General features: G+C 40.1%; 12 protein-coding genes. 2 read left to right on the top strand and 10 right to left on the bottom strand.

Going from position 1 to position 12,763, the window contains the following annotated elements; genetic code table 11:
- Positions 1-3 precede the first annotated feature (3 nt).
- Positions 4-867, top strand: a complete 864-nt coding sequence (locus ACSVH6_RS06580; protein ID WP_438076761.1) for a rhomboid family intramembrane serine protease — start codon at positions 4-6, stop codon at positions 865-867.
- A 5-nt stretch (positions 868-872) separates the two neighbouring features.
- Complete coding sequence (locus ACSVH6_RS06575; protein WP_438076759.1) at positions 873-1,922, top strand: endonuclease/exonuclease/phosphatase family protein; 1,050 nt, start codon at positions 873-875, stop codon at positions 1,920-1,922.
- Position 1,923: 1 nt separating this feature from the next.
- On the opposite strand, the gene ACSVH6_RS06570 is transcribed toward ACSVH6_RS06575, so the two are convergent.
- The 10 genes from ACSVH6_RS06570 to ACSVH6_RS06525 all read right to left on the bottom strand — a co-directional run bounded on the left by ACSVH6_RS06570 (position 1,924) and on the right by ACSVH6_RS06525 (position 12,337).
- Positions 1,924-2,538 (bottom strand): WbqC family protein, encoded by a 615-nt coding sequence (locus ACSVH6_RS06570; protein ID WP_438076757.1) that lies wholly within the window; start codon positions 2,536-2,538, stop codon positions 1,924-1,926.
- A gap of 82 nt (positions 2,539-2,620) precedes the next feature.
- Positions 2,621-4,321: a signal peptidase I gene (gene lepB / locus ACSVH6_RS06565; RefSeq protein ID WP_438076755.1), complete on the bottom strand. Its 1,701-nt coding sequence runs from the start codon at positions 4,319-4,321 to the stop codon at positions 2,621-2,623.
- A 50-nt stretch (positions 4,322-4,371) separates the two neighbouring features.
- Entirely contained in the window at positions 4,372-5,076 is a 705-nt protein-coding gene (gene dapB, locus ACSVH6_RS06560; RefSeq protein WP_438076753.1) for a 4-hydroxy-tetrahydrodipicolinate reductase, read from the bottom strand.
- Positions 5,077-5,631 carry a DUF5683 domain-containing protein gene (locus ACSVH6_RS06555; RefSeq protein WP_438076751.1) on the bottom strand — a complete coding sequence of 185 codons (555 nt, stop codon included), beginning with the start codon at positions 5,629-5,631 and terminating at the stop codon, positions 5,077-5,079.
- On the bottom strand, positions 5,631-6,530 hold the full coding sequence (locus ACSVH6_RS06550; RefSeq protein ID WP_438076749.1) for a ParB/RepB/Spo0J family partition protein: 900 nt from the start codon (positions 6,528-6,530) through the stop codon (positions 5,631-5,633). Before ACSVH6_RS06550 ends, ACSVH6_RS06555 begins: the two co-directional genes overlap by 1 nt.
- A gap of 6 nt (positions 6,531-6,536) precedes the next feature.
- Positions 6,537-7,301 (bottom strand): ParA family protein, encoded by a 765-nt coding sequence (locus ACSVH6_RS06545; RefSeq protein WP_438076747.1) that lies wholly within the window; start codon positions 7,299-7,301, stop codon positions 6,537-6,539.
- 159 nt (positions 7,302-7,460) lie between these two features.
- Positions 7,461-8,342, bottom strand: coding sequence for an SDR family oxidoreductase (locus ACSVH6_RS06540; protein ID WP_438076745.1), 882 nt, complete (start codon positions 8,340-8,342; stop codon positions 7,461-7,463).
- 111 nt (positions 8,343-8,453) lie between these two features.
- Positions 8,454-9,389 (bottom strand): T9SS type A sorting domain-containing protein, encoded by a 936-nt coding sequence (locus ACSVH6_RS06535; protein ID WP_438076743.1) that lies wholly within the window; start codon positions 9,387-9,389, stop codon positions 8,454-8,456.
- A gap of 136 nt (positions 9,390-9,525) precedes the next feature.
- Entirely contained in the window at positions 9,526-11,136 is a 1,611-nt protein-coding gene (locus tag ACSVH6_RS06530) for a transcriptional regulator (RefSeq protein ID WP_438076741.1), read from the bottom strand.
- A 73-nt stretch (positions 11,137-11,209) separates the two neighbouring features.
- A complete protein-coding gene (locus ACSVH6_RS06525; RefSeq protein ID WP_438076740.1) occupies positions 11,210-12,337 on the bottom strand; it encodes a methionine aminotransferase in 1,128 nt (375 codons plus the stop codon).
- Between the last annotated feature and the right edge of the window lie 426 nt (positions 12,338-12,763).

Here is a 12,763-nt window from a genome sequence, read left to right as displayed (position 1 = left end):
ATCATGAGTAGTATTATTGACGATTTAAAGTTTCAATACAAAATAGGTGGCATTGCCAATAAGATGATTTATTGGAATGTGGGGATTTTTCTTTTGTCCCTAATTTTCTATCAGTTCCAAATCGGGCAGTTTGATTTCCCCAATTGGCTTCAGCTTGTTTCTGAACCTATGGAAGTATTGCATTATCCCTGGACCTTACTTACCTATGCCTTTTTACACGGTGGATTTTGGCATTTATTTTTCAACATGATGGTGTTGAATTTTGCCAGTCGGTTGTTCCTGACTTTCTTTACTCAAAAACAATACTTGGGACTGTATCTGCTTAGTGCCGTCTTTTCAGGTTTGTGCTTTGTGTTGAGTTTTTATTTTTTGAATAAGGTTTCAGTTATGGTTGGGGCTTCGGGAGCTATTATGGCTCTTTTAGTGGGAACAACAACCTATCAACCTTTGATGAATATTCGGTTGTTGTTGATTGGCAATGTCAAACTTTGGCACATCACAGCCGTCTTGCTTTTGTTGGATTTATTGCAAATTCAGTTGGATAATACCGGCGGTCATATTGCGCATTTGAGCGGCGCCTTTTTTGGTTATATTTACATTAAGTTATTGCAAAACGGTACTGATATGAGTCGGATAGTGAGTACTATAATTGACTTTTTTGCCAATTTATTCCGTCCGAAAAAAACAACCCCGTTTAAAAAGGTACATGTCAACCCCAAAAAGCCTGCTGTAAAAAGAGAAAGTAAAATTGTAGCCAAAGATAAAACCCAACAACAGTTGGACGAAATTCTGGATAAAATCAGTCAGTCAGGCTATGACAGCCTAACGACAGAGGAAAAAGAATTTCTGTTTAAAGCCGGTAAATAATAGGAATGAAAAAACTATCGTGGTTTAACAAAGTGATTTTTGCGTTGAATATAGTCGTGACTGTATTGACGTTTGTTGCTTATGTTTTGCCCTTTTTGGCACCAAAAATGTTTCCGTTACTTTCGGTTCTTACCTTAATTTTGCCTCTATTCCTTCTGTTGAACGGTCTGTTTTTTGTCTATTGGTTGTTGCAGTTAAAACGACAACTCATTCTTTCCGGGTTAGTACTTTTGCTGGGAATTACTTTTATCAATAAATTTTACAAGTTCTCCTCTAATGATACAGCTCCGGAAGAAAAGGATTTTACGGTAATGAGCTATAATGTTCGCCTCTTCAATTTGTTTGATTGGATAAAGGACCGCAATGTTGGTGAGGAAATCCTAACGTTCATCAACGAACAAAATCCCGACATACTTTGTATTCAGGAGTATTCAGAAAATGCCAAAGTAGATTTGAGAGTCTATAAGTACAAAGCCATTTTTATGGAAGGCAAGAAAATCAGAACCGGACAAGCTATTTTTTCCAAATACCCTATTTTCAATCAGGGCGATTTCAAAATTCCGGAAGCGGGAAACAACATCATTTACGCCGATATACGCAAAGGAAAAGATACCATTCGCGTATACAACATTCATTTGCAGTCCATCAAAATTTCGCCTGACGTAAATGAAATACAAGAAAACGTAGATGCCATTAATAAAAGTAAATCGGAACAATTATTTACCCGAATCCGAGAAGCCTTCAAAAAGCAACAACAGCAAGCGGACATTTTAGTGAATCATAAAAAAGACTGTCACTATCCGTTAATTATTTGTGGTGATATGAATAACAGTCCGTTTTCATACATCTACCGTAATATTAAAGCTGATTTGAACGATTGTTTTGAAGAAGCCGGAAACGGTTTTGGACAAACGTACAAGTTCAAGTACTATCCGGCGCGTATCGATTACATTTTTGCCGGCAAAAAAATGAAAGTGAAAAGTTTTACCACTTTCGCCCAATTTGAGAACTCCGATCACTTTCCAATTATGACCCGATTGTCTTTTACAGAATAACTTAAAGTTGTTGTTTCTTCAGATAATCTAAGGCATGTCGTCCTTCATTGAACAATAAATCCAAAATACTGAGATTGTTTAAATACCCGTGTTTTTCGCCAAAAACCTGAGTGTAAGGTTCGAAAAGCGAGTTGTCTTTTTTGCCGTTAATCAAATGACGAAAATCGGTTTTGTTGTCTACCTCAAGAAAGTACTCTGTACTTTCATCGTATGTAAAGTCCAATCCAAGGCAATTTGATACAATCGACATAGTTTCCAGATTTAAGTCCATCAGGAATTCGTGTTTCTTTTGAAAAACAGGTGCGATAGCATCTTCAAAGTATTCAAAGAAAGGCGAAGATCGGTAAGCGGCTTCCAATGATTTGAAGTGTTGTTTTTGCCAGTCAAAGTCATTTTCAATTCGTACTTCCTTAATGCGTTGATGGGCCTCTCTGCTGTGTTTTACAGGAATGTTAAGCAGTTGAATCCCATTCGGACTGTAGATGTACATACGGTTGCGATTGGTTTGCTTCTGAAAATTGTCTTCCATTTCAAATGTCACCATATCTGCCTTTGCCAAGGCAACAAAGTGACTGATAGAAGGGAAGTAGCAAGGATGTATGATGATGTTGTTCATTATGATAGTCTTTTTTAAATAAAAAGTCATAAAGTCTGCATGACCATATGACTTTTAATTTTCAAATTGGCGAATCTTCCAATTAACTGTTGTTCGCTTTTTTCTTTTTCCAGAAATAATCACCTACAAAGTATAAAATCAGCAAGCCTAAGAAATACTTAAAGTAGGATTGTGGTTGTCCTTCACCGCTAACGGTTGTAAACAAACGCTCCCAACGAATTTTGTTGAGCCCTTTTCCGTTGCTGTCCCAACTCATCCAGATGAATACCGGCTTTCCTACGATATGGTCTTCCGGAACATAGCCCCAGTAGCGGCTGTCCTCGGAGTTGTGACGGTTATCTCCCATCATCCAGTAATAGTTTTGTCCAAATGTATAAGTGGTAGCTTTTTTATTGTCTATATAAATATCATTGCCCACTACTTTCAAGTCGTGCTTTTCGTATTCCTTGATGATTTTTTTGTAAAAAGGCAACGATTGCAAGTTTAATGATACGGTTTTTCCAGCTTCAGGGATGTAAATAGGGCCAAAGTTATCTAAGCTCCAGTGGTTGTTTTGTGGAAACATTCCTTGGTTGGCAGGATCAATAGGCAATACAATTTTTACCACGGAATCAATGGTGGCATTTTTTCTCAGTTTTTCAGCGGCAGCATCAGTTAAATCTGCATCGACTTCATAATCGTAAACTTCTTGTATATTGATAGCAAAATCCTGAATTAATTTTAACGGAATCCCGGTGGCCTGCGTTTTTACTTGGTACGTTCCGGTTCCTTTGTTAATTTCTTGGGCACGCTTGATATAAGAACCAATCGCATCAGCCTGTTCCTTACTGCTAAACTGAACTTCAAAGGTCCTGTCGTATTCTGTAGAACCTGCATTTCTGATAAGGTCAGTGTTGACACCGCCTTTAGCGTATACTTTATGAATGTGTTGCGGTTTGGCTCTCTCCGGAAGGATTAATTCTTTTCCGTTAATGAACACCACGCCATTTTTGATTTGTAACGAATCGCCCGGTGTACCTTGACAACGTTTTACATAGTTTGATTTTTTGTCAATAGGTTTTACAATACTTCTCCCTGAAGTATCAAAGAATTTATAAACGGTATCGGCCGGCCAGTTGAAAACGACAATGTCATTCTTCTCAATTTTCTGGAATCCCGGAAATCTAAAGTAGGGCAGTTGCGGCCAACTCAAATAGGATTTTGTTTTGACAATCGGAAGGGTGTCGTGAACCATCGGCGCAGCCACGGTAGTCATTGGCGTTCGAGCTCCGTAATGAAACTTACTCACGAAAAGAAAATCCCCTATCAGTAATGATTTTTCCAAGGAAGAAGTGGGAATCGTAAACGGTTGCATCACGTAGGTATGAACCAGAGTTGCTACGACTATAGCAAAAAGTAACGAACTTACAGTATCACCGGTTTTAGTTGTGGCTACCAGACTGCGGTCAGCAATGTATTTAACATCTTGTGTGTAGTTAATCAAATAAATGTAGAAACCAAAAGTAAAAATGCCCAGCCAGGTATCTGCCGTTGAGTTTTTGCCAAAACTTCTCAAAGTTTCTACCCAAATCACAGGAAACATGATTAGGTTGATGATGGGAATGAATAATAAGACGGTCCACCAAGTCGGACGGTTGATGATTTTCATCAAGGTAATAGAATTATAAACCGGTACAAATGCGGCCCATCTTGCTCTTCCTGCTTTTTCGTATAATTTCCATGTTCCCAGTCCGTGAATCAATTGTACAGCCAGAAAGAATATAAACCATTGATATAATGACATACGCTATTTTTTAAATTAACTTTTAATTGGTATTGTTTTTAAATGTTTTGTTACTTCAAATCTAAAACATCTTTCATGGAGAAGACTCCTTTTTTTCCGATTATCCATTCAGCAGCCAATACAGCGCCTAAAGCAAAGCCTTCGCGATTGTGTGCCAAGTGTTTAATTTCGATGAAATCAACATCAGAATTGTAGAATACACTGTGTGTTCCCGGAACATTTTCAATGCGCTGCGCATCAATGTGGATTTGATTTTCAGAAGGGTTTTCTAAGGTCCAGGAGGTGTAATCTGAATTTTTGATAATGTCGTTAGCTAATGAAATGGCGGTACCGCTTGGAGCATCCAGTTTCTGAGTATGGTGAATTTCTTCCATAGAAACCTTGTACACCGAACTGAATTTTGCCATCATTTTGGCTAAATAAGTGTTGAGCTCAAAAAATAAGTTTACTCCCAAACTAAAATTAGAGCCATAGATGAAGGCTCCGTCCTTTTGCTGACACAACGCAACCATTTTCTCATAATGCTCTAACCAGCCGGTAGTGCCTGATACCACGGGAACTCCGGTTTCAAAACAGGTTGAAATGTTGGTCACTGCTGCTGCTGGTACACTGAAATCAATAGCGACATCAGCCTTTGAAAGTCCTTCAAAGGTATTCGTTCCGTCTTTTTTTAATACAATTTCGTGTCCTCTCTCCAAAGCGATTCTTTCAATCACTTTTCCCATTTTGCCATATCCCAGCAGTGCTATTTTCATCTAAAATTTATAGTTTAAGGTTAACCCCAAATTGGTTTTGTAGTTGATGTCATTTTGATACACATCAGGTTGGAAAGATAATTTGTCACTAACATTGAACTGCAGTAAATGGGCATCTACATTGGCGTCCACTATGTTGAGAATGTAAAAACCAACTGTAACAAAAAGCGATAAATCCCTGTTTCTTTGGTAAAAGCGCTGTGCCTGAACCAACCGACTCGTGTCCAAATATTGGTAATCATCAGGCTCTCCCGCTAAACGGGCTTTATAGGCATCCCGATAGTTGTGGTATTTTTTATTGTTCGAAATGTAAAAATAAAGACTGGTTCCAATGGCCCCGTAAACAATGGGAATCTTCCAGTATTTTTTATTGTAAGCCTGCCCCAATCCGGGTACTATGGCAGAGTAAAAAGCGGCTTTGGAAGGAGCCAGCGGATTAATTGCCGGAGCTTTCACGGTATCTTTGGCTACTAGAGGCGTGTCGATTTGTTGAGCAAATACGGACAGGTTTCCCAAAAAGAATACAAACAGTGCTATGTAAATCAGACGATTCACTACCCTTTGATGAGTTTGATAATACGGTTAAAATCTTCTTCCGAATGAAATGGAATGGTGATTTTTCCTTTTCCGTTACCGGCTACTTTTACATCAATTTTGGTTCCGAAGAAGTTAACAAACGCTTTCTTCTGTTCTTCAGGGATGGTAAAAGCAGTTCCTTTTTGCGCTTTGGCCGGAGCCGGTTTGCGGCTGTCCTGATAGTTTTTTACCAAAGCTTCTGTCTCTCGAACAGAAAGATTCTGACTTACAATTTTTTGGTAAATGTCCGTTTGTACATCTTGGTCTTCAATGTTGATGATGGCACGACCGTGTCCCATACTGATGAAGCCGTCACGGATTCCTGTTTGGATAATCGGATCGAGTTTCAACAAACGCAAATAGTTGGCAATCGTGGAACGTTTTTTACCCACGCGCTCACTCATTTGCTCCTGCGTCAATTGAATTTCATCAATCAAACGTTGGTACGATAGTGCAATCTCTATAGGATCTAAGTCATGACGTTGAATGTTTTCAACCAAAGCCATTACCAAAGATTCATTGTCATTCGCAATACGAATGTAAGCAGGAACGGTAGTCAGACCAACCAATCTCGAAGCCCTAAGACGGCGTTCTCCCGAAATTAATTGGTATTTGTTAAAGTCTAATTTGCGTACAGTAATCGGTTGGATAAGTCCCAATTCCTTGATGGAAGAAGCCAATTCCTGAAGTTGTTCTTCGTTGAAATTGGTTCTGGGCTGAAACGGATTGATTTCAATAGCATCAATATCCAATTCAATAATATTACCTACTACTTTGTCAGCATTCTTATCGCCAACGGCTTTGATATCGTTTTCAGGATCCTTCAATAAAGCCGATAATCCTCTGCCTAATGCTTGTTTCTTTATAGCTTTTGCCATAGCGTATTAACTGTTTTTCTTGATAATTTCTTGTGCCAAACTCAAATAATTGGTGGCACCGCGACTTGTGGCGTCAAAGTTAATGATACTTTCTCCAAAACTAGGTGCTTCGCTTAATTTTACATTACGCTGAATGATGGTTTTGAATACCATGTCGTTAAAATGTTTTTGTACTTCTTCTACCACTTGATTTGACAAACGCAAGCGCGAGTCATACATGGTCAGCAAAAGGCCTTCAATATCCAGGTTAGGGTTGTGTATTTTTTGTACGCTTTTGATTGTGTTCAGTAATTTGCCCAATCCTTCCAAAGCAAAGTATTCGCATTGAATCGGGATGACTACACTATCGGCAGCTGTTAAAGCATTCAAGGTTAATAAGCCCAAAGATGGAGCACAGTCAATCAGTATGTAGTCGTAGTCGTCTTTTACGCTTTCCAACGCTTGTTTCAGCATGTACTCGCGGTTTTCTTTGTCGACCAATTCGATTTCGATAGCCACCAAATCGATATGTGCCGGCACCACCCAAACATTGGGGGAACTGGAAGTAATCGTTGCTTCGGCCGGCGTATTACTGTGTTCCAAAACCTGATAGGTTCCCATCTCCACAGTTTCCACATCTATGCCTAAGCCGGAGCTGGCGTTGGCCTGAGGATCGGCATCTATTAATAACACTCTTTTTTCTAAAACACCCAGTGATGCAGCCAAATTAACCGAAGTGGTTGTTTTGCCTACACCGCCTTTCTGATTGGCAATTGCAATGATTTTACCCATTTATTTTTTTGAAATTTTGAGCCGTAAAAATACGATTATTTATGGGTTTGCCAACGGAATTTTGTTAACAATCTTGTAAAGTTTTGAGAGTGAGAAAAGAGCTCAGAAAAAAGAAAAAAATGATTTTTTGGTAACCCGAAAGCAATTCAATCTCACGGGCTATTTGCTTCCTTTGTTTTTAATCATCATCTCCAGCATATCCCACATTTCCTGAGGAATTTTTTCTAAAATATTAAACTGTCCTGCGCCTTGTAACCATTCACCACCGTCAATAGTCACCACTTCGCCGTTGACGTAAGCTGAAAAATCGGAAACCAAATAGGCTGCTAAATTGGCCAATTCCTGATGGTCACCCACACGTCTCAACGGAACTTTCTTCGCCATATCAAATTTTTCCGCCAAGTCACCGGGTAACAGTCGGTCCCAAGCCCCCTTGGTAGGGAAAGGTCCGGGTGCAATCGCATTCATACGGATACCGTATTTGGCCCATTCCACGGCCAAACTTCGGGTCATAGCCAAAACACCGGCTTTGGCTGTGGCGCTTGGAACCACATAACCGGAACCGGTCCAGGCATAGGTGGTCACTATATTTAAAACAGTGCAGTTGGTTTGCTTTTCAGCTATCCAGTGTTTGCCAAAAGCCAGGGTACAGTTTTTTGAACCTTTCAGTACAATGTCAATAATGGTGTCAAAAGCATTTGCCGACAATCGTTCGGTGGGCGAAATGAAGTTTCCCGCCGCGTTATTCAATAAAACATCCACCTTTCCATAGGCTTTCAACACTTCGGCCAGCATGGCTTCTACTTGGTCGTAATGGCGCACATCACATTGAACCGCAAGGCATTTGCCGTTGGTTTGTTGCTCCAGTTCAGCAGCGGTGTTTTTTAGTTTTTCCAGATCTCTGGAGGTAATAGCGACTTTGGCTCCCAATTCCATAAAGTATTTGGTCATGGCTTTGCCCAAACCGCTGCCACCGCCGGTAATTACGATTACTTTGTCAACCAAGGCGTTGTCGCGAAGCATTTTTGCTGAAAAATCCATAGTGTTTTATTTTCAGTAAAGATATAAAAGTAATTCGCGTAAAAAAACAAACCGAATAGTAGTAAGACTGCTATTCGGTTCAAAACGCTAACCTATTTAAATAAACCAATTTTATTTCTTGATAAACTTTTTGGTGATTTTACCCAGTGAACTGTTGATGGTAATAAAGTAGAGGCCCGCACTCAAACTGCTCACATCCATAGTGTAAACATAAGCAGAGCTTTCATTTACCGTGTTTTGTGTCAGCACTTTGCCTTCGGAATTTGTGATTTTATACGTAACAGGACCTTGGGTCATGCCAAAGGTGTTTATGTTCAATTCGTCGGTCACCAAGGTCGGAAAGACACTGATTCTTGAACTAAAAGGGAGCGTAGCCAAATTTAAAGCGGCCCAGTTGGTGACAACATTATCTACCACCAATCGGCTTCCGAAGGTTGGTACAGAGCCTTCTTTGGCCATGGAAAAAGAAATGGTCATGTGGGCTCTGGGCGCATTGGAAGTATAGTTGATGGTTTGATAGATGTATTGAAATTGATTATTGGTGCCCGAGATGTCAATGTTGGCATGGCCGATTTCGTTGCTGTTGGCATCATAAACCGAAATTCGGGCTTCGGCGATATCATTGCCGGCCGGGATGAATTTATAGTAAAACCCAATCATGTCAATAGCATCAGTGGCTTGAACGGGAATTCCCGGATTCCAGCCCGGACCATCCTGCTCCGGATCACTGAAAATAGTGGCCATTCCGGGAATCACAGTGTTTTGAGTCAGATTGAAAGCATTGGAGATTTCCATGGCATAATCTCCGGATTGTGCTTCGGTAGTGGCATAAACCATAGAAGGAATGCACCAGGTATACTGGATTTGATCGCCAAAAGCTTCCCCTGTTTCCGGGTCAAATCCGCCCTGTTGTAAAAAAGTCATTCCCCAGTTGGAGGGCAAAAGATTTGCCTTTACATTTTCAAAGTTCCCGTTGACTACCTGACCAAAGTTTACTTGGCTGATGGCGAGGGTCAGTACCAGACTTAAAAGATAATTGTTTTTCATAACGCTGTTTTTTTGATTGAATTAGTGAAATATACTTGTCGCACTTTCTGAAACAAAACTACGGATTAGTGCGTTACAAAGTGATTTTATCAGGTTGACAATAGGTAAACAAGTCTCTGTTTTAATGGGTTTTTAGCTAAACGCTGAGAATAAAGTCAGTCAGATTTTCTTCTGTATTCAATTGCAGTTTTTTACGCAAACGATGGCGGGCGGTTTTCACACTGTCCGGCGAAATGTTCAAAATGGAAGCCATTTCTTTGATGGAAAGATTCAATTTGATAAGCGCACAAATTTTTAAGTCGTTGGCACTGATTTCAGGATATTTTTGTTTGAGGCGCGTGTAAAAGTTTTTGTTGACGCTTTCAAAATAGTTGTCAAAATCTTTCCAGTTTTTATCCTGAATGGTGTACTTGCTGACCAGTTTTTTAAGTTCACTTTCAGTGTTAGGGTCTTTTCGGCTCAGGATATTTTTGATTTCATCCAGCAGTTCGTTTTTTTCCAGCATCTGAATGGTAATGGCACTCAGCTGGCTCTCTTTGTGTTCCAAATCGTCATTGAACTGTTGTTCCTTGAGTTGTTTTTGTTCTTCCATTAAATGCACTAACTCTTCTTTGGCTTTCAACAGTTGTTTGTCTCTGTTGTTGATTCTTTTTAAGAAGAAGTACAAGAAGGAGAAAACAATAATCAGTAAAATCAAGACACTGATTAAAAGGTAATTGGTTAACTTGGAAACTTCTTTTTCTGCCGAAATCAGTTTCAGTTTTCTGTTTTTTTCTGAAACTTCAAACTGTACTTCCAGACTTTTTTCAATTTGTTCTTTTTCGGCCGAATAAAAACTGTCTTTAATGGTAATGATTTCGCTCTGCAGCTGGCTCACTTCCTCAAAATTGCTTTGGTCTTTTTTGATTTCAATGAGGGTTTGTATGGTTTTGATTTCAAATAATTTATCACTTAGGCCAATAGCGATAATTCGCGCTCGATTGCAATAGTTCTCAGCAACGACAAAGTTTCGGTCAAAGTCCAAATGCCATTTCCCTAAAGCCAGCAGTGCCGTGACCTCGGCCTGTTTGTTCTCGGTCTTTTCGGCCAAAGTCAGTGCCTTTTTGAAATAATTCAGGCTTTCCGGCTTTTGTTTTTTCTTTTTACACCATTCGCCTAATTTGCAGTAAGTCACCGGCAGATACGCCACATTTTTAAACTTTTCAAATTCGGCTAATGCCAGCGTAAAGTAATGTCCGGCTGCTTCATTTTCGTTTTTTAACTCATAAATCACACCGATGCTGTTGTAAGCCAAGCCCAGTGTGCCTGAGGAGTCGTTTTGGTCTTCGAGTTCGGAAACTACTTCTTTACTCAGACTGAGCGCGTCGTCGTATTTCTTTTGCCGGCTGTAAATCGTACTGATGAGTTGCAGGCATTTGTATCTTCCAATGGTGGCTTTTGTGGTATTGGTTTTTTCTAAAGTATGGTATTCGTTGAGCGATTTGGTAGCATATTGCAGGCCTTTTTCCAAACTGGAACCGTACGAACAAATCCCCAGATAAAAATAGGATTCCGCTTTGTCTTCGGTATTGTTTTGCTTTCGGGCCATTTCATTAGCCTCCCAAAAGTATTGAAAGGCTTTATTTTCGTTATCTTTTACAAGTTCGGCCCAGCCTTTTTGTATCAATTTATTATTCGACGATTGCGCCTGTCCTCCTGAAAAGACAAGTGCAAAAAGAACAACAGATACGAATTGGAATACTTTCATGGGCCAAAAGTAGATTTTTTTACGGTGGATTTGCTTAAAAGAAGGTTGACATCACGTAAACACCAAGCTGTAATCAGAGCTTTTGCAGTCGTTTAGCTGCTTCTTTCAGTGTTTCTTCATCTTTGGCAAAGCAAAAACGAATTAATTTCAAATCGGGTTTATGGTGATAAAAAGGAGAAAGCGGTATTGCCGCTACACCGAATTCGGTAACCAGTCTTCGGGTGAAATCCAAATCGTTTTCCTTTGAAATCTTTTCATACGAAGCCAATTGGAAATAAGTTCCCTCACAAGGCAACAGTTCCAACGGACAAGGCTGCATCAGTGCTCTGAAAAAATCTCTTTTCTCCTGATAGAATTTTCCAAGCTCGTTTACATTTACAATGTCTAAGTAGTCCGAAATCGCTATTTGCGCCACACTGTTCACACTGAAAACCAAAAACTGATGCACTTTTTTAATTTCCTGCATCAGCGGCTCCGGCGCTATCAGATAGCCCACTTTCCAACCCGTGATATGAAACGATTTGCCAAATGAGGAAACACTTATGCTGCGTTCCCAAAGTTTCGGACGATGATGCACCGAAATGTGTTTCTTTTCAAAAGTAATATATTCGTATACTTCATCACTCAATATAATAAGGTTAGGGTAGGAGGCTACCAGTTTTTCCAGAAACTCAAAATCAGTCGCTGTCCAAATCTTCCCTGTGGGATTGTGCGGATTGTTGATGATGAGCATTCGTGTTGCGCTGTTCACGGCCCTGCTGATGTTCTCCCAATTTGGTGTAAAGTCATCGTTTAGGGAAATGTGAACGGGTTTTGCACCACACAATAGGATGGGAGTTTCATAGCAATCATAGCTGGGGTCCAAAATCACCACTTCTTCCCCTGATCTGACTAATGCCTGTACCGTTGCAAAAATACCTTCCGTGGCACCCGCTGTTACCAATACCTCTGTTTTTGGAGAAACCGCTCTATTATAAGAGTCTTGGGTAAGTTGGACTATCTTTTCCAGCAAAGGTGGATACCCGGCCATGGGCGCGTATTGATGAATGTTCTCTTGAGCCAGTCGGGCTACGATAGTGGTCAATCGTTCATCTACCGGAAAGTTCGGAAACCCCTGTGATAAGTTAATGGCTCCATGCTCATGAGCCAGTTGCGACATCACCGTAAAAATGCTCGTGCCGATATGCGGAAGTTTAGACATATATATAGTATACCTTTTAAAGGTTTAAAAGTACAGTATATATTTTAAATTCAAAATCAGGAGTGTCGTATTTGATTTTGGCAACGCTGTTCGTTATCACCTTTTCCTTTTTCGTTTTAAAGGAATTCCGCTGCCGTCGGAGCAGGGCTGTAGGTGTTTTGTTCGGTAGTTGTTCGGTAAAAGAGCTGTTTTGCCGAAGGCGTACCGAAGAAGCATCGAAGAAGTACCGAAGAAAACCCCTGAAAATTGGCTCAAAGCAGACAATTTAGGACAAAAGCAGACAAAAGCGGACAATTCCGGACAAAAGCGGACAGGTTTTCGGTTGGGTTACCGGGGTGTTTTATCTTTGGATTTTGAAAGTATCGACGAACTGCATTTGCAAATTACATGATATCAGTGGATTAAAAAAAAGATAAAAAAAGGGGG

The organism is Flavobacterium sp. XGLA_31 (assembly GCF_051547105.1).
In the GTDB taxonomy this organism is placed as follows: domain Bacteria; phylum Bacteroidota; class Bacteroidia; order Flavobacteriales; family Flavobacteriaceae; genus Flavobacterium.
This window is presented reverse-complemented; position numbering and strand designations above follow the sequence as displayed.